General features: G+C 56.1%; 14 protein-coding genes. 10 read left to right on the top strand and 4 right to left on the bottom strand.

The genetic code is table 11. The annotated features are described in order from the left end of the window. Positions 1 to 5 precede the first annotated feature (5 nt). From NC979_RS17105 to NC979_RS17095, 3 genes are all read left to right on the top strand, one after another. A complete protein-coding gene (locus NC979_RS17105; RefSeq protein WP_190519077.1) occupies positions 6 to 713 on the top strand; it encodes a class I SAM-dependent methyltransferase in 708 nt (235 codons plus the stop codon). Positions 714 to 1,240: 527 nt separating this feature from the next. Next, positions 1,241 to 3,295: a PAS domain-containing protein gene (locus NC979_RS17100; RefSeq protein WP_190519075.1), complete on the top strand. Its 2,055-nt coding sequence runs from the start codon at positions 1,241 to 1,243 to the stop codon at positions 3,293 to 3,295. Then, complete coding sequence (locus NC979_RS17095; protein ID WP_190519073.1) at positions 3,216 to 6,320, top strand: PAS domain S-box protein; 3,105 nt, start codon at positions 3,216 to 3,218, stop codon at positions 6,318 to 6,320. Before NC979_RS17100 ends, NC979_RS17095 begins: the two co-directional genes overlap by 80 nt. A 129-nt stretch (positions 6,321 to 6,449) precedes the next feature. On the opposite strand, the gene NC979_RS17090 is transcribed toward NC979_RS17095, so the two are convergent. After that, a complete protein-coding gene (locus NC979_RS17090; RefSeq protein ID WP_190519071.1) occupies positions 6,450 to 7,013 on the bottom strand; it encodes a Uma2 family endonuclease in 564 nt (187 codons plus the stop codon). Between the two features lie 162 nt (positions 7,014 to 7,175). On the opposite strand from NC979_RS17090, the gene NC979_RS17085 reads away from it, so the two are divergent. Next, positions 7,176 to 8,714, top strand: coding sequence for a phosphohexomutase domain-containing protein (locus NC979_RS17085; protein ID WP_190519069.1), 1,539 nt, complete (start codon positions 7,176 to 7,178; stop codon positions 8,712 to 8,714). Between the two features lie 3 nt (positions 8,715 to 8,717). Continuing rightward, positions 8,718 to 9,803: an AI-2E family transporter gene (locus tag NC979_RS17080; RefSeq protein ID WP_190519067.1), complete on the top strand. Its 1,086-nt coding sequence runs from the start codon at positions 8,718 to 8,720 to the stop codon at positions 9,801 to 9,803. 150 nt (positions 9,804 to 9,953) lie between these two features. Here the strand turns inward: NC979_RS17080 and NC979_RS17075 are convergent, their stop codons facing one another. Beyond that, positions 9,954 to 10,262 carry an ArsR/SmtB family transcription factor gene (locus tag NC979_RS17075; RefSeq protein WP_190519065.1) on the bottom strand — a complete coding sequence of 103 codons (309 nt, stop codon included), beginning with the start codon at positions 10,260 to 10,262 and terminating at the stop codon, positions 9,954 to 9,956. Positions 10,263 to 10,349: 87 nt separating this feature from the next. On the opposite strand from NC979_RS17075, the gene trxA reads away from it, so the two are divergent. The 3 genes from trxA to NC979_RS17060 all read left to right on the top strand — a co-directional run bounded on the left by trxA (position 10,350) and on the right by NC979_RS17060 (position 12,728). Beyond that, positions 10,350 to 10,676 carry a thioredoxin gene (trxA, locus tag NC979_RS17070; RefSeq protein WP_190519063.1) on the top strand — a complete coding sequence of 109 codons (327 nt, stop codon included), beginning with the start codon at positions 10,350 to 10,352 and terminating at the stop codon, positions 10,674 to 10,676. Positions 10,677 to 10,900: 224 nt separating this feature from the next. Beyond that, the gene (locus tag NC979_RS17065; RefSeq protein WP_190519060.1) at positions 10,901 to 11,995 is read left to right on the top strand and encodes an alkene reductase; all 1,095 of its coding nucleotides are present in this window, start codon (positions 10,901 to 10,903) and stop codon (positions 11,993 to 11,995) included. A gap of 169 nt (positions 11,996 to 12,164) precedes the next feature. Further along, positions 12,165 to 12,728 (top strand): bactofilin family protein, encoded by a 564-nt coding sequence (locus tag NC979_RS17060; protein WP_190519058.1) that lies wholly within the window; start codon positions 12,165 to 12,167, stop codon positions 12,726 to 12,728. An 11-nt stretch (positions 12,729 to 12,739) separates the two neighbouring features. On the opposite strand, the gene uppS is transcribed toward NC979_RS17060, so the two are convergent. Together uppS and NC979_RS17050 are read right to left on the bottom strand one after the other, a co-directional pair. Further along, complete coding sequence (gene uppS, locus NC979_RS17055) at positions 12,740 to 13,513, bottom strand: undecaprenyl pyrophosphate synthase (RefSeq protein ID WP_190519056.1); 774 nt, start codon at positions 13,511 to 13,513, stop codon at positions 12,740 to 12,742. A gap of 144 nt (positions 13,514 to 13,657) precedes the next feature. After that, positions 13,658 to 14,626 (bottom strand): ferritin-like domain-containing protein, encoded by a 969-nt coding sequence (locus NC979_RS17050; RefSeq protein WP_190519053.1) that lies wholly within the window; start codon positions 14,624 to 14,626, stop codon positions 13,658 to 13,660. Between the two features lie 196 nt (positions 14,627 to 14,822). Between NC979_RS17050 and NC979_RS17045 the strand changes: the two genes are divergently transcribed. Then, positions 14,823 to 17,318 (top strand): tetratricopeptide repeat protein, encoded by a 2,496-nt coding sequence (locus NC979_RS17045; RefSeq protein ID WP_190519051.1) that lies wholly within the window; start codon positions 14,823 to 14,825, stop codon positions 17,316 to 17,318. Between the two features lie 175 nt (positions 17,319 to 17,493). Next, on the top strand, positions 17,494 to 18,074 hold a 581-nt coding region (locus NC979_RS17040), incomplete at its 3' end, for a photosynthetic reaction center family protein (protein WP_488656488.1).

Raw genomic sequence — 18,074 nt, 5'->3', positions numbered from 1 at the left:
TCATCATGGAAGATCAACAGTCACCCATTCTGTTTGACCAAAAGGTTGCGGCTTCCTACGACGGGAAAACCGCTCTTTGGGTATCGGGACGCGATGCACTCTTTTCGTTAATACGCCTGATTTTCGCTGAGCTTCCGGCTGAGGCGCGGATTTTGTGTGTCGGCGTCGGAACTGGAACGGAGATCATTGCTTTGGCACAAGCCTTTCCGCAGTGTCAATTCACGGCGGTCGAGCCTGCGCCTGCGATGTTGGACATCTGCTGTCAAAAGGCTGAAGAAAACGGCATCGTTTCGCGTTGCACGTTCCACGAAGGCTATCTTGACTCGTTGCCCGCTTCTGGCCCGTTCGATGCGGCGACTTGCCTGTTGGTGTCTCAATTCTTTAAAGAAGCGGACGAGCGGAGCCACTTTTTCAGTCAAATAGCCCAACGCCTTTGCCCAGGCGGAATTCTGATCAGTCCTGATCTAGTTTTAGGCCTGTCGCCTGTGGTTCATCAAAGCTTGTTTGAAGTTTGGCTGCGAATGCTCGGAGGCTCCGGTTGGGGTGAAGACGACATTGAGAAGGTTCGCGCTGCCTGGCGTCTGCATATCACGGCTTTAATCCCGTCTGAAATTGAAGCCATCATTGCAGCGGGCGGTTTTGATACTCCGGTACTGTTTTTTCAAACCCTTTTTATTCACGCCTGGTTTTCAAAGCGAAAATTGCTGGACTAAAAAAGTTACTGCGTCCGATTGCCCTGAATTGTACAACAATTGAGGCTGTGTTGGCTTAGCAAAAAATCTCAGACATGGGAAGTATTAAGGCCTAGCAGTATTGGCGCGATCAGGTGCGAAAAAGTTGAAGAAATCGACAGAAGCCGGGGGCTGCTTCTATGGTGAAGGGGACGACAGCGGGAGCGTTTTATAGGCGTTACTCACCTATTCCTACAGCCTAATGATTATAATCTTAAGACCCCCGCGCTTCAGGGTTCCATTGGAGGGGGACTAGGGAAGCGATCGCACTGACAAGGTCTGAGCAGGTTCTCCCCTAAAATTGCCATGTTTGATAATACTTTTCATATTTAGAATATTTTCTCTACTCAAAATATTTTCAAGCTCTGTAGCTTCGTTTCACGGTACTTTGCAGGTCAGGTTTCTACATGCCCACTCACCGAACACTTCGCGTAATTGCTGACTCAGAGGAAGGGGACCGAGGTTACAGGCAGCAATTACAGCAGGATAGGAGTGTTGAGTACAGCATCTTGTCAGAGCCGTATCAGCCCTCAGCGTGGATGCTGTCATCGCAGCCGGTTGATGGCATTTTGCTGGGCCTTCACCAGCCTCAATCTAGTAGCGTCACGGTACTGCAGCTCTTGCAGGAGCAAATGGGCGATCGCTGCCCCCCTATCGTCGTAGTAGACCGCGACGATGCTGAGCTAGCCGTGCGGGCATTCAAGCACGGGGCTGCCGACTATTTGGTGCAAGACCGCATGACGCCCGAGGACCTGCGCCTGGCCATGCGAGATGCGATCGAAAACGCTGAACTACGCCGGGAACTACAGCGCAGCCAGGAGCAGTTTCAGACCTCGGTTGAAAACATGCTGGACTGCTTCGGCATCTTTTCAGCCCTGCGAGACGAGTCGGGGCAGATTGCAGACTTTCGCATCGACTATCTCAACCAAGCCGCCTGTGAAAACAACCGGATGACCAAAGAGATGCAGCTTGGTCGAGGGTTATGCGAGATACTGCCCGCCCATCGCGAATCGGGGTTGTTTGGGGAGTATTGCCAGGTCGTCGAGACGGCTGAACCGTTGATTAAAGACGCCCTCGTCTACGAGGATAGTTATGGCGATGGCGATAAACAGCATTTAGTGCGGGCGTTTGACATTCGCGCCGCCAAATTGAAGGATGGCTTTGTTGCCTCCTGGCGAGATGTGACGGAGCACAGGCGGCTAGAGCTGCAGTTGGGCCAGACCATCGCCAATTTTCAGCAACAAGAGACAGCGATTCAACAGCTCAACCAAGATTTGACCAATCGGGTTGCTGAACTACACAGCCTGTTAGACATCCTTCCGGTGGGGATTGCGATCGCCACAGACCCCACCTGTGCCCAGATGCACAACAACGCCTACCTGCGGCAGCTGCTCGGCGTTAGCCCTGACAGCAATATCTCCAAGAGCGCCCCCGCCGCCGAGCAACCTGCCTATCGGGTGCTTCAAAACGGTCAGGAAATCCCTGCGGCTGATTTGCCGATGCAGATGGCTGCCCGACTCGGGGTAGAGGTGCGAGACGCAGAGTTTGACATTCTGCTGTCGAATGGCAAGGTACACCAGCTACTTTCCTATGCCACCCCCCTGCGAGATGAGCAGAACCAAATTAGAGGGGTTGTCGGAGCCTTTTTAGACATCACCGAGCGCAGCCGCGATGCCACGGCGCTCAAAGCCAGCCAGCAGCGCTATCAAGAGCTAGCGGAAGCTATGCCGCAAATGATCTGGACTGCTGATGCAGCCGGAGTGGTCAACTATCGGAATCAGCGCTGGTACGAATACACCGGGTTGAGTGAAGCGGAGTCGATGGGCATCCCGACGGCCCATATCGTTCACCCCAGCGATCGCGATCGCGCCTTGACACAGTGGCAAGAGGCGATCGCCAATGAAGAGCCCTTTGAGACTGAGTGCCGCTTTCGCCGTTGGGATGGGGAGTATCAGTGGTTTATCTGTCGGGCCAACCCAACCCGTGATAGTCAAAACCAAATCACCAGCTGGATTGGCACCCTGACAAACATTGATGACATCAAGTGCAGCAAGGCACTGTTGCAGCGACAGCTGGCAGAAATCGAAGCGATTTATCAGTCTGCCCCCATTGGCCTGAATGTTCTAGATACAGACTTCCGCTTTGTGCGGATTAACCAACGGCTAGCAGACATCAACGGACTACCCGCCGAAGCCCATATTGGGCACACGGTGCGAGAACTGTTCCCCGATCTGGGAGACACGATCGAGCCACTGCTACGCCCGATTTTGAGAACGGGAGAACCGCTGCTCAATGTCAAAATTCAGGGTGAAACTCCGGCGCAACCTGGCGTACAGCGCACCTGGCTAGAACATTTTCTGCCCCTAAAGGTGAACGGAGAAGTCGTTGGCATCAGCACCGTTTGCGAAGAAATTACGGAACGAATTGAGGCAGAAGCAGTCCTGCGTCAAAGTGAAGAACGCTTATCGGAATCAGCTTCGTCACATGGAAGACCATGCGCCAGTGACGATTTGGGTGACAGACTCCACGGGCTGCTGCACCTATCTCAACCGGGGTTGGTATGACTTCACCGGGCAAACGGAGCAAACCGGTTTGGGGCTGGGCTGGCTCGATGTCGTGCATCCCGACGACAGCGAATCTGCCAAACACGTTTTCTTGCAGGCCAACGAACGTCACGCAGCTTTTCGGTTGGAGTATCGCCTGCGGCGCAAAGATGGAGAATATTGCTGGGCGATCGATGCAGCAAATCCCTGGTTTGGCGAGGACGGGGAGTTTAAGGGCTATATCGGCTCTGTGATTGACATTAGCGATCGCGTGCGCGTTGAAGAAGAGCGCAAACAGGCCGAGGACGCATTGCGGCTCTCGGAGGAGCGCTATCGCGCCCTGTTTGAGAACATGAATCAAGGCTTCTGCCTGGCTGAAGTGCTGTTTGACGTAGACAATCAGCCGATCGATTACCGGTTCTTAGAAATTAACTCAGTCTTTGAAAAGCACTCGGGTTTGAAAGACGCCAGGGGCAAAACAGCCCGCGAGCTGCACCCAGAACTGGAACAGTACTGGATCGACCTTTATGGCAGGGTCGCCCTAACAGGTGAACCGGTCCGTTATGAAAACTATTCGGAAGCGTTAGGTCGGTGGTTTGGTGTGTCTGCCTTCCGCATTGAGCAACCCGAAAGCCGCAAAGTTGCCATTTTGTTTGAGGATGTCAGTCAGCGGAAACAAACAGAAGCCGCCTTGCAAGCCAGTGAGGAGCGTTACCGATCGCTGATCGAAGCTACCGCTCAAATCATTTGGAATGAGCTAGGCGATCGGGGCGAGTTTAAGACCCCGCAGCCTGCCTGGAGCGCCTTCACCGGACAAACTTTTGACGAATTGAAAGGCTGGGGCTGGCTCGATGCAGTGCATCCCGACGATCGCACGGCCACCACTCAAGCCTGGTTAATTGCCTTAGAGAACCGGGCCCTGTATGAATTTGAGCATCGCTTGCGGCGGCACGATGGCGTGTATCGTCATATGACTGTGCGAGCCGTGCCCGTGTTTGAGGAGAATGGCGCGATTCGAGAATGGGTCGGTGTCCATAGCGATACGACCGAGCGCAAGCAGGCCGAAGCCGCTCTGCGCCGGAGTGAAGACCGCCTCCGCATGGCAATCGAGTCTGCTCAGCTAGGCACCTGGGACTGGAATTTGATCACCAACAAACTCACCTGGGATGCGGGTTGCAAAGCGATGTTTGGGTTGCCAACCGAGGCAGAGAGCAGCGTAGAGGTCTTTTTTGAGGGACTGCATCCTGTTGATCGTCAACGCTTAGAACAGGTCGTGCAGTGGTCCTTCAACCCAGCCAGCGGCGGCAGCTATGACACAGAATATCGAACGATTGGCATTCAAGATGGTATTGAGCGCTGGATTGCCGCCAAAGGGCAAACCTATTTTGAGGTGGACGGGAAGCCGCTGCGGTTCATTGGCACGGTGATGGATATCACCGCTCGCAAACAGGCGGAAGAAGCGCGACGCGAGAGTGAAAACCGGTTCCGCACCCTCACCAGTCACGCCCCTGTCGGCATCTTTATGACCGATCCAGACGGCAACTGCCTCTATGTCAACGAACGCTGGTGTGAGATGGCAGGCATGTCACTCGAGGCAGCTCAAGGCACAGGATGGGTGTCTGCCCTCCACCCTGACGATCGCGAGCGGGTTGCTGATGTTTGGTATCAAGCTAGTCGAGATGGACAAGTTTTCGCGGCTGAATACCGCTTTCAAACGTCGCAAGGCAAAGTGACCTGGATTCAAGGAACTGCGACCGCCCTACAGCGCGAAACAGGTGAGGTGTCGGGCTACCTGGGTACGTTGACCGATATTACAGATCGCAAGCGAGCCGAAGCCGCCCGCGAACAGCTCTTTCACCAAGAGCAGGCCGCGCGGGAAGCAGCTGAACGCGCCAACCGGATCAAAGATGAGTTTCTGGCCGTGCTTTTCCACGAGCTGCGATCGCCGCTAAATCCCATCCTGGGTTGGGCCAAGCTATTGCAAATACGGAAGCTTGATGACGCCAAAACGGTTGAAGCGCTGGCTACGATCGAACGCAATGCGAAGTTGCAGACAGAGTTGATTGACGATCTGCTGGATATTGCCAAAATCCTGCGCGGCAAACTCAGCTTAAATGTTGATTCTGTCAATTTATCTTTTGTAGTTAAATCGGCGATCGAAACAGTTAGCTCAAACGCTGCCGCTAAATCAATTTCGCTACATTCCACGTTGCCCAACATTGGGCAAGTGTTGGGTGATGGTGCTCGCTTGCAGCAAGTTGTCTGGAACCTGTTGTCCAACGCTGTCAAATTTACTCCCAAGGGTGGCCAGGTTGACATTTACATGGAAAGGGTTGGCCATCAAGCAGAAATCATTGTAAAAGACACCGGCAAAGGGATTAACCTAGAGTTTCTTCCCCATATCTTTGAGACCTTCCGGCAAGAGGACGCCTCGATCACGCGCCAATATGGCGGGTTAGGTCTAGGTTTGGCTATAGTTCGTCAGTTGGTCGAGGCTCACAATGGCACAATCACGGCCGCCAGCCCCGGTGACGGGTTTGGAGCTACCTTTACCGTTAGATTGCCTCTCCTGAACGTCACCCCGGCAATTCAACAGGTAGATGGAGGGCCACAACAGGAACTTAATCTCACAGGGATTCGAGTGCTGGCCGTCGATGATGAACCCGATGCCCGTGAGCTATTAACGGTATTACTGACTGAATATGGAGCAGAAGTTCTAGCGGTGGCCTCCGCATCAGAAGTGCTAGTTAATTTAGAGTCGTTTCAACCGGATGTGTTAGTCAGTGATATTGCGATGCCTGACGTAGATGGTTATGCTCTGATCCAGCAGGTGCGAGCTTTACCGGCTGCAAAAGGGGGACAGATTCCCGCGATCTGCCTCACTGCCTATGCCAGAGAGGAAGATTGCCAGCGCTCCATCAAGAGTGGTTTTGCCAACCATGTCGCCAAACCGCTGGAGCCAGAACGCTTAGTTCGAACTTTGATGACCGTAGCAGGCACTAAGCCAAACCATGCTGTCACCCAAAATCATTCAATAGACTCCTAAAACACACACTTTCTGTTCAAGGTCCCTCTCCCAACTGGGTAGAGGGATTGAGGGTGTAGCTTGCTTCCTGCAGGGTGGGCCAGATCCCATTGCGAGGGTTTGCTTTCGATTCACTGAGGCCGTGCTGGGTTAGCGGAAGATTTCAGCCATGGGAGTACTGAATCCTGGAAGCAGCGGAGACGAGAGAGAGTCGTTAACTAAGAGCGTACCGACCAACTGGAGCTGGGCTTCAGCGCGGCGATAAATTTCCACGGTTTTGAGCTGCCAGTTGACAATCCAATATTCCTGCACCCCGTAGCGAGAATAGAGTTTGAGCTTAACTTCTCGATCGCGCTGCTCGTTGAGGTCGCCAGGAGACAGCACCTCCACCATCAGCTCTGGAGCTACGATGAGGTGCCCTGCATCGTCTACACCATCAGCTAAGCGCGCCTGGCTAATCCACACCACGTCGGGAATCACAGCGTCTGTAGGGGTAAAAACGACCCCTGGGGCTTGAAATGCGGAGCCTAACCCTGTCTGCTCAGACCAGTTTTCTAAACGCACATGCAGCTTTCCGGCGGCACCTTGGTGGCGAATGTGGGGAGCACGGGTCACGTAGAGTTCTCCGTCGATGATTTCGTAGCGCTTCCAGCCGCCGTCGTCGGGCATGGCGGCTAGATCGCGGGTAGTCCAAGGTTGGGAGTAAGCGACCATAGCAGGTACCGATGGGCTTGTTTTAAGTTTAGGGTTCCTTGGGGGAAGCTGCTTCAATAGGCTGGGGTTTGCGTTCTCAAGTGCAAAAAAGCTGAAGAAATCGGCAGAAACCGGGGGCTGCTTCTATGGTGAAGGGGACGACAGCAGGAGCGATCGCCCCCCATGCCCCCATCCACCACATCCATCAACTGGGCCACACTGCAAAACGGCTCCGATATTCGCGGCGTGGCCCTGGAGGGGGTTGCGGGTCAGGCAGTTAACCTCACCCCTGAGGTAGCCACCACCTTGGGCAAAGCCTTTGCCACTTGGCTTTCTGCCGAGTTGAGCATTCCAGTGGCAGAATTAGCGATCGCCGTAGGTCGCGACAGCCGCCTCTCTGGCCCCATCCTAATGCAGGCGGTGATCGACGGCATGGCTTCCCTGGGCTGTCGGGTACTGGATGTGGCTATGGCCTCGACTCCGGCCATGTTTATGGCCACCGTGCTGCCCGAGTTTAGCTGCCACGGCGCGATTATGATGACCGCCAGCCATCTGCCCTTCAACCGCAACGGCCTCAAGTTTTTCACCCGCCAGGGCGGCCTCGGCAAAAAGGATATCTCGCGCATTTTAGAGTTGGCTGAGCAGGGCAATTTCCCGATTGCGACAGCTCTTGGCTCGGTAGAAAGCCGCGACTTAATCGGTGCCTATGCAGCGGGCTTGGTGCAGCAGATTCGCCAATCGGTGAACCATCCCGACAACTTTGACCAACCGCTGCAAGGGCTCAAAATCATTGTCGATGCAGGCAATGGGGCGGGCGGCTTTTTCGCCAGCCAGGTGCTCGAACCTTTGGGCGCTGACACCACCGGTAGCCAATTCCTTGACCCTGATGGCACCTTTCCCAACCACGTGCCCAACCCCGAGGATGCAGCGGCGATCGCCTCGATTTGCCAAGCGGTAGTCACTCAGGGGGCCGACTTTGGCCTGATCTTTGACACCGATGTCGATCGCGGTGCAGCGGTCGACGCCGACGGCCGTGAACTCAACCGCAACCGCCTGATCGCGCTAATTTCTGCGATCGTGCTGCAAGAGCACCCCGGCACCACCATCGTCACCGACTCCACCACCTCCGACGGGCTCACCCAGTTCATCGAAGGCGATCTGGGGGGCATTCACCATCGCTTTAAGCGAGGCTACAAGAATGTGATCAATGAGGCCATCCGGCTCAATGCGATCGGTCAACCCAGCTGGCTCGCCATTGAGGCCTCGGGCCACGGAGCAATGAAAGAGAACTACTTCTTAGATGATGGGGCCTACCTTGTCAGCAAGCTGCTCGTCGAACTGGCCAAAGCTCGCCTCACCGGCAGACGCCTCACCGACCTGATCGCCACCCTACAAGACCCCCACGACAGCCAAGAGTATCGGCTCACAATTCTGGCCCCCAACGCCCAAGCCTACGGCGCGGAGGTGATGAACCAGCTGCAAGCGTTTGTCGCTGCCCAGGCCGATTGGGCAGTGGTGCCCAACACCTACGAGGGAGTGCGGGTCGCTTGCCAATTGCCCGCCGAGCATGGTTGGTTCATGGTACGCATGTCGCTCCACGACCCGGTGATGGTGCTGAATATTGAGTCGAATGTGCCAGAAGGAGTGGCTAAAATAGCGCAGCGCCTTCAGGCGTTTTTCTCTTCCCTGGCTGAGCTAGATATTTCGGCATTAGAACGGTAACCTATGGTCTCTTTGTCTCAGCTGCCCAAATGGGCGATCGCCGGCCTAGCCTTCCCCATAATCTGTCTCAATGGCTGGCTGCTCTACAAACTGGGGGGAGTGTTGCACCCCATTCCCAGCATCGTCATCACCGCTAGCCTGATAGCCTTTCTACTCGACTACCCCATCGACTGGCTCGAAAAGCGAGGGCTGGCCCGAGGGTTGGCGGTGGCTCTGGTAGTGCTACTGGCCGTTCTGCTCACCACCATTCTGGTCGTCTTTTTGGGGCCGCAGGTGTGGCAGCAGCTCAACGAGTTTGCCCTACGGTTACCAGGCTGGATTGATCAAGGTAAAACTCAGCTGCTGCTGTTAGAAGACCGGGCGATTTTTCAAACTCTACCTGTCAACCTTGACCAGCTGACGGAGCAAGCTGCCAATCAGCTCACCAACACGCTGCAAGCGACCACCACCCAAGCCATTAGCGTCACCCTCAGCACCCTCGACAGTGCCCTAAACTTGCTGATCACTGCTGTCTTGGCCCTGCTGCTGGTGATCAACGGCGACTCGCTTTGGGAAGGTCTGCTCAGCTGGTTGCCTGCTCCTTGGCGATCGCAAATTCGCAATGCGCTACGGCCCAGCTTTCAGGGCTATTTTTCAGGGCAGGCTACCCTGGCGCTGATTTTGGCTGTGGCCCAGTCAACGGCCCTCATTCTGCTCAATGTGCCCTTTGGTCTGCTGTTTGGCCTAGTGATTGGCCTGGTCAGCGTCATTCCCTTTGGTGGCACGGTAGCGGTCGTGGGAATCAGCACGCTGCTAGCCTTTCAAAATGTATGGCTGGCCCTAAAAGTGCTGGGGGTAGCGTTTTTGCTGGGGCAAGTTAACGACAACTTGGTGGCCCCGCGCCTAATGGGCGGCATTACCGGGCTCAACCCAGCGGTGATTATCGTGGCACTATTAATCGGGTCAAAATTTGCCGGATTTTTAGGGCTGCTGCTGGCCGTACCCACCGCCAGCTTCATCAAAAAGATTGTTGATGCGGTGCGCGATCCGAGATGCGAGCCAGAGATAGAACCCCTTCAAAGCGGTGTTCTGGAATCTAAGCCACTTTAGGAACACCTGAATTGTTCATGATCCTAAGCCAACTATGCCAGGACGGGCCAGAGGCCCATCTCACAAAAGGGCAGTCTTTCAAGTCTTAGGGGCTCTAAAAGAATTCTTGTGAGATAGCCGTCTCGGCTGTCCAATCCTCTGCCTTAGCCTTTAACTTTTGCGAGCCGCTTTCAATATGCTGTCCAGCAGGCCTGGGAACGCTGCTTCTAAATCGTCGCGGCGCAGAGAATTCATGTGCTGAGTGCCCTGTTTGCGGCAGTGCAGCACCCCGGCCTCGCGCAAAATCTTGAAGTGGTGGGAGAGGGTTGACTTTGCCACTCCCAAATCTAAATCAGAGCAGCAGAGCTCGTCATTGCTGGCAAGGCGCTGCACAATTTCGAGTCGCACGGGGTCGCCGAGGGCGTACAAAACCCCTTCGAGGGCGATGTCTTGGCAGTTGGGATGGTTAATGGGTCGCATAGTTGCATTATGCCACGGCAGGCGCTATAGTTTGATTGTTCGAAGTTTTCGAATAACTGAAATTCGCCTAGTTGGCGGAGGTATTCTATGTCCGCAGTTGCAAGCATTACCCAAGATACGTTTCAAACCGAAGTGCTGAAAAGTGACGTGCCGGTGCTAGTCGACTTTTGGGCACCGTGGTGTGGCCCCTGCCGTATGGTGGCGAGAGTTGTCGATGAGGTGGCCGAGCAGTACGAAGGGCAGCTCAAGGTGGTTAAGGTCAACACCGACGAGCAGCCGGGCATTGCCTCCCACTACGGCATTCGCAGCATTCCCACACTCATGGTGTTCATGGGCGGCGAAAAGATGGAGCAGGTGGTCGGAGCCGTGTCCAAAGCCACCCTAGATAAAGCTGTTGAGCCGTTTCTGAGCTAACCGGTCACAGCCGCTCGTAGGGGCAAACAACCGTTTGCCCCTACTCAAGCTATGCCGCTATTAGACCTCCCCTAGCCTCAATTCAGTAAGGGCGATCGCCCTCTAAGCCAGTCTTTACATCACTAGATGCCAAGCCTAGAGCATCTTGAACCCATTGTCCCGTTTCGGAACCTCATGCGATTCTGCGGAATTCTTTAGCGCTAACTATCTCAAAGGAGATCCTTATGTCCACTGAAAAAAGCCTGTTTACCCCCATCAAGCTCGGCGCTTACGACCTCCCCAACCGCATTGTGATGGCTCCCCTCACCCGCAACCGGGCCGGGGAAGGCAACGTGCCCCAGGCGCTAAATGTGACCTATTACGAGCAGCGGGCTTCGGCGGGTTTGATCATCACCGAAGCGAGTCAGGTCTCACCCCAGGGGCAGGGCTATCCTGCTACCCCCGGCATCCACAGTGCTGAACAGATTGCTGGATGGCAGAAGATTACTCAAGCCGTCCATGCCAAGGGCGGTCGGATCTTCTTGCAGCTGTGGCACGTAGGCCGCATTTCCCATCCGTCGCTACAGCCCGATGGGGCAACGCCAGTCGCCCCTAGCGCCATTCAGCCGAAGGGCGACGCCATGACCTACGAGGGTATGCAGCGCTTTGTCACGCCCAGAGCCCTAGAGCTGGATAAAATTCCCGGCATTGTCGATCAATATCGCCATGCCGCCAAGCATGCCCTAGAAGCGGGTTTTGACGGAGTAGAGGTGCATGGAGCCAACGGCTATCTGCTCGACCAGTTTTTGCGCGATGGCAGCAATCACCGCACCGATGCCTACGGCGGCCCGGTCGAAAACCGCGCCCGCCTGCTGCTGGAAGTGACCGAGGCTGTGGTGGGAGTTTGGGGAAGCGATCGCGTCGGCGTTCGCCTTTCCCCCAGTAGCACCTTCAACGACATGACCGACTCTGACCCCAGAGCTACCTTCGGCTATGCCATTCAGGCGCTCAACCGATTTAACCTGGCCTACCTGCATCTGCTCGAACCCAGCGAGGCCGATCTGCGCTACGGCGGCACCCCCATCCCCACCAAAGAGTTTCGGCCTCTGTATGACGGTCTGCTAATGGTGAACTGGGACTATGACCAGGCGGCGGGTAATGCGGCGATCGCCAGCGGCGACGCCGACCTAGTCTCCTACGGCAAGCTGTTCATCGCCAACCCCGATCTGCCCGAGCGCTTCGCGAAAAATGCGCCGCTGAATGAGCCCAACCCCGACACATTCTACGGCGGTGGGGGAGAAGGGTACATCGACTATCCTACCCTGGCTGAGGCTGCGTAGGCTGGGCTCAGACTACGTGGGCTAACAACTTTTTCTAAGCGATTCTCCTGCCGGTGAGCCAAGATCTTTAACCAGATTTGGCTCACTTTTTTGCTCAGCAACAAACGGGTCCCCATCGGCGTCTTTCGGTGTAGTTTGCATTGCCCCACTACAACTAGGAAGCGCACTGATGAAAGCCGCAAAGATTCTTTTGGCGGGGTTAATTGGGCTGTCTAGCGCGGCTGCCCTTCCCCTCCCTAGCTATGCCGATGAGTTGACTTGCCAGGGCAATCTGGGCAACACCACTGTGGATAACCTGCGGGTGCCCGAAGATGCCACCTGCACTCTTAACGGCACCCGCGTCGAAGGCAACATCACAGTGGAATCGGGGGCTGTGCTCATCGCCCGCAGCGTGCGCGTTGAGGGCAATATTCAGGCCGAAGACGCTGACCAGGTGACAGTGACCACCCGCTCTATGGTCGGTGGCGACATTCAGATTAAACAGTCGGGCGGCGTGATGGTAGCCGACACCCGCATTGGCGGCGACCTGCAACTTGAGGAGAACCGGCGATCGCTGCTCAGCCAGGGCAATACCATCGGCGGCAACCTACAGGCCTTTAAGAATGAGGGCGGCCTGCGCGTTTCTAGCAATCGCATTGACGGCAACTTGCAGTGCAAAGAAAATCGCCCTGTTCCCAGCGGCAACGGCAACATGGTGCGGGGCAACAAAGAAGACCAGTGCGCCCGGTTCTAAAAGTTCCTGCTTTAAAGTCCTTGGGCAAGGGGCGGTGTAGCCAGTCCCCCAAAGCGGCGCTGGCGGCTTTGGTACCAGTGCAGGGCCTGGTGAAAGGCGGTGCGATCGAACTCAGGCCACAGCAGATCGGTAAAATACAGCTCGGTATAGGCCATCTGCCAGGGCAAAAAGTTGCTCAGCCGCTGTTCGCCGCTGGTGCGAATCAGCAAGTCGGGGTCGGGCAGTGGGTAGGTCAGCAGGGCGCGGCCCAGAGCTTCCTCGTCGACCTGCTCTAGGGATAGAGCCCCGCAGGCCACCTGCTGAGCGATGTGGCGCGTGGCCATTACGAGCTCTTGCCGTCCGCCGTAGTTCACCGCTACGTTAAATCGCACTCGCTGATTGTCGTGGGTCAGGGCCATAGCCTCTGTCATCAGCGATCGCAGCCGCTCCGGCAGCGGCGACAGGTCCCCCAAAAAATGAATTCTCACGCCCTCTCGCTGCATTTCGGCCAGCTCGCGGCGCAGCAGCCGGTCAAACAACCGCATGAGAAAGTTCACCTCCTCCATCGGTCGCTGCCAGTTCTCGGTCGAAAAGGCATAAACCGTCAGTGCCCCAATGCCCCAGTCTTTGCAACAGCGCAGCAGGTCTTTTACCGTTTTGGCCCCTTGGCGGTGACCCGCGATGCGCGGCATGCCCCTTTGGGTAGCCCAACGACCGTTACCATCCATAATCACTGCTATGTGCTGAGGCAGCGCTTCGGCATAAAGGTCCGCTGGCAGTGTCGCAAAATCAATGATCTGGGCCATTTCAAATACTCCTTATACATAAGTCGCTAAACAATATGAGTTCAAACAACCAACGGTTCTTGTCGGGGGGAACAGTCCTTTGCGATCGCTGTTAGCTTCTGTCTGAGCTGAGCAAAATTTGGGTTTTCTAGCCCTCAACTCTCTCTAACCATGGCTGGGATGTTGACCAAATAGCTCCTCTAAATAGGGCTGAGTTAGCGATCGATCCCACTGCCACAGCACCCGCATCACCTGGTCAAAGGTATAGAGAAAGGTGAGCCGGTGGCTGAGGCTCCACTGCCTCCAGGCAAGTTCAGCGGTCATGCGGCGCAGAGTGTGAATGAGGCTGCCCTGAAGGCAAGGCTGTTGCCACTTTTTCACCATCGCGTGGGTTAGGGTACCCGCAATCATTCCCAAACCAGTGTCAGGGTAGGCCCAGCGCCCAAAACCCCAGAACTTAGTCATGTGGTTGATCTCGTCAATGAGCAACTCCCCTAGTGCCGCCTGAAGGGGGCCGGTGGTGTAGGCCATCATCCACAGGTAGAGGCAGGCGGCCCCGTACTCGGTGGCGATGCGGTGCAGCCCGTGGCGGTAGAGATCGGCGCGGGGGTTGCCGCTGGGAGTGTAGGGCCGCGCGCTGTGCGGAACAGAATGGGGGCGTTTCCCAGAAAGACGATGGTAGAGCATGGTCAAGATAGGGGTGTGACGCTTCTCTTCTCGTTCCCATAGCCCTGGCTTGATCACTCCGGCAGCATCCACGGTGCCGCCGACAAACTCGGCCATCTGAGGATAGAACTGCTCCAGGTATTGACGGCTGGCCTGGGTGTAGCCACGAATCGGGGCTTCGGTATTGATCGTGCCCAATAGAATGGCGCAGAAGGTGTCGAGGCCAATGCCGCTGATCTGATCGGGAGAAATAGCGGCCCAATTGACCGGATTCCATCGGCGCGGCTGGGGATCTTGAAACTGGTGCGGTAGGTCGGCGAGGCGATCGCACAGATGCTCCACCGTCACATACCGCCGAGTTAGGGTCGCAATGCGTTGGTTTGCTAGCCTGGAGCTAAGAGGCAGCTGCCAGGGGCCAGCTAAATCGTCCGCCGAGGCAGTTAGCGGTGATAAAAGTGTGGCGGTCATATTTGATACCCTTTGCGTGAGCTATGGTTGGGTAAGTTCACCGTAGCTCTAGGGATTGCTGTCGTCGGTCGGCTAGGGTCGGCCATTCACTCAGTGGCCAATAGACCAGAGGCGGAAAAAGGCGGAAACCGTCCACCGGGGATGAAAGAAATCTAAATCTCGGCTAGAGTTGTGGCCGTGGAGGATACCAGCAGCTATGGCTTCAGATGCGGTAGAACTGGCAGATCGACTTGTCTTCACCGTTACCGGACGGCATCTGAACGATTTGCAGCGCACCATCTTGCACCAGGTGTGGCATGGCCAAAAGTATCTCGACATTGCTAACACTGCTGGCTACACCGAGGGCCACATCAAAGACGTGGCCTACCAAATGTGGCGGCTGCTGTCACGGGTGACTGGTGAGAAAGTAACGAAATCTACTCTAAAGTCGGCGCTGAAGCGATCGCTGCTCAAAATGGGCATTGATGTCTCAGGAGCCAGCGCTGCCCTTGGCTTTGCAGATTTGGTGGGACAGCGGGAGGCGTTGCCTTTGGTTTCCCAAGCTCCTCAAACTTTGGGGAATCTAGAGTCTCAGGTCGCCTCTTGTGACAGTGCACAGTCTGCGCCTACAACCCCAAAAAATCCTAACTTTGTGGGGCGGCAGGAGGCGGTCGCCCGCCTCACCGCTCTGATTAATCAAGGTCACCGCACCATTCTCATCCAGGGAGAAGGTGGCCTCGGCAAAACCACCCTAGCCCAGCATTTCGTCGCCGAGCAGTCAGTAGATCTGACGCTGGAATTGCTGATGGCCAAGGATCCCGCTGACATTACTCCAGTTGAATGGGTGGTGGAGGAATGGCTGCGGCAGGATTTTGGCGTCGAGCCAGGGCGCGAGTTTGGGGTGACGCTCGATCGCTTGCGTCGACACCTGCGCCAACAGCGCGTCGCCGTGCTCATCGACAACCTAGAACCCGCGTTGAATGCCCAGGGCCAGTTCATTGCGCCCCACCGCCGCTACAGCGAATTGCTCAGAGTTTTAGCTGACAGTCGAGGCCAAACGCTAACCCTCATGACGAGCCGCGATCGCCTCTGCGAACCCGGCATTCCCATCACCCACTACCGTCTGCCAGGGTTAGAGCTTCCCGCTTGGGCGACTTACTTCGCCCACCGAGGCATCCCTGCCAATGAAGAGGTGTTGGCCGCGATGCACAGTGCCTACGGCGGCAATGCCAAGGCGATGGAAATTTTGGCTGGGGCGGTACAGGCCGACTTCGAAGGCAGCCTCGCGCTCTACTGGCAGGCCCACAGTCAAGATCTGCTCGGCCCGGTAGATCTCAAAAACCTGGTCGAAAGCCAAATTTACCGCCTGCGTGACCTTGACCTAGATGCCCACCGCCTGTTCTGCCGTCTGGGCGTCTACCGCTACCAAGACGTGCCCACTATTCCTTGGCAATCGGTGCAGTGCCTGATGGTCGATATTCCTGCTGCGCGCCACCAGGCGATCGTGACTTCCCTACGGAATCGATCGCTGTTGGAGTGCCGCCAGGGTCAATACTGGCTGCATCCCGTAGTGCGAGCAGGGGCCTTAGCTCAGCTCGCCGCCAATGCTCAGGATTCCTCCGAGTGGGAATCTGCCCACCGCGCCGCCGCCCGCTGCTGGAGCGATCGCATCCAGCGCATCTGCACCCTCGACGATGCCATTCAAGCGCTAGAAGCCTACTACCACTACGTTGCCATTGGTGACTATGGTGCGGCGGCGCGGGTCATTCTCCACAGCCGCGACAATCAGTGGCAGCAGTTTTTGCCCTTGGGCAGCACCCTCTACCGTATGGGCCTGGTGCAGCCGGTCACCGATGCGATCAACGCCATCATTGACCACATTCCCACCGAGAATGCCGATGCCAGCGAGCTGTCAAACATCTTGGGCGATCTGTATTGGATACAGGGGCGTTTGAAGCAAGCGATCGCCTGTCAGCAGAATGCGATCGCGATCGCCCAAACTTGCTTGCATACCGAAGCCCCCGACTCCGCCACCCACCGCTGGTACTACCTCACCATGCTGGTGGTCGACTCCCAACTCAGCCTCGGTCTCTATCACTTAGATCTATGGAATCTTGAGGCCGCCGCCACCTGGTTCAGCCAGGTAATCGCCACGGCCACCGGCACTCGCCACCAGCCCTGGGCCGACAAAGCCACAACCTGTTTGGCTCTGGTGCTGTCATATCAGGGCGATCTCGCCTCTGCACAAACCCTAGCCGATTCCATTATCGAGCAGGTGCGGGGCCGAGGCCAAAGCGGTCGCCACGCCTTCTTTGTCCAACTCTTAGGCCACACCTATCTCAACCTGGGCGATCTCGATAGGGCAGAATCGCTGTTTACTGCTGCCATTCAGGCGGCAGAGGCCGGTCACTACCTGCAAATCAAGGCCAATGCGCTAATTGGGCTGGCTAGGCTAAATCATCAACGGGAAAATGTAGCAGGAGCCGTGGAAGATTGTCGCGGGGCGCTCGCCTTGCTTGACGAAGTCGGTGCCCACTGCGATCTTGCCGCTGCCCACCTCCAGTACGCCCTCACCTTGGCCTGCCTGCCTACGCAACTTGCCGAAGCTGAGGCCCACTTATACAAAGCCCTTAACTTGTTTCAAGCCATCCCTGCGCCCCAGCAGATCGCCAGGGCCAAACAAGCTTGGATGCAACAGCCAGTACCGAACTAAGGCCATACGCCAACCGAGCTAAGTCGGAAGTAGCGCAATTACCAGGCTTTGCTGGGGAGTTATCTACCCAAGGTTGTTTACAATCTGCAACATTTTAGTTAATGTAAGTACATACATAACTCGCTTGTCCTTTGCGGACGGGCACAAAGCAAACCTAACTGCACTTATTTTTATTATGACTACGACGTTACAGAGACAACAAACTGCCTCCCTGTGGGAGCAGTTTTGCCAGTGGGTGACCAGCACCGAGAACCGCCTGTATGTGGGCTGGTTCGGCGTGCTGATGATCCCTACCCTGCTAGCTGCCACCGCCTGCTTCGTCGTTGCGTTCATCGCAGCACCCCCCGTTGACATCGACGGCATCCGTGAGCCCGTTGCTGGCTCGCTGATGTATGGCAACAACATCATCTCTGGTGCCGTTGTGCCTTCGTCAAACGCCATCGGCCTGCACTTCTACCCCATCTGGGAAGCGGCTTCCCTCGATGAGTGGCTGTACAACGGTGGCCCTTACCAGCTAGTGATTTTCCACTTCCTCATCGGCGTCTTCTGCTACATGGGTCGTGAGTGGGAACTCTCCTACCGTCTGGGCATGCGCCCCTGGATCTGCGTCGCTTACAGCGCCCCTGTGGCGGCTGCAACCGCAGTGTTCTTGATCTACCCCTTGGGTCAAGGCTCCTTCTCCGACGGCATGCCTCTGGGTATCTCCGGTACCTTCAACTTCATGCTGGTGTTCCAGGCTGAGCACAACATCCTGAT

The sequence above is a fragment of the Leptolyngbya subtilissima AS-A7 genome, assembly GCF_039962255.1.
Lineage (GTDB): Bacteria > Cyanobacteriota > Cyanobacteriia > Phormidesmidales > Phormidesmidaceae > Nodosilinea.
This window is presented reverse-complemented; position numbering and strand designations above follow the sequence as displayed.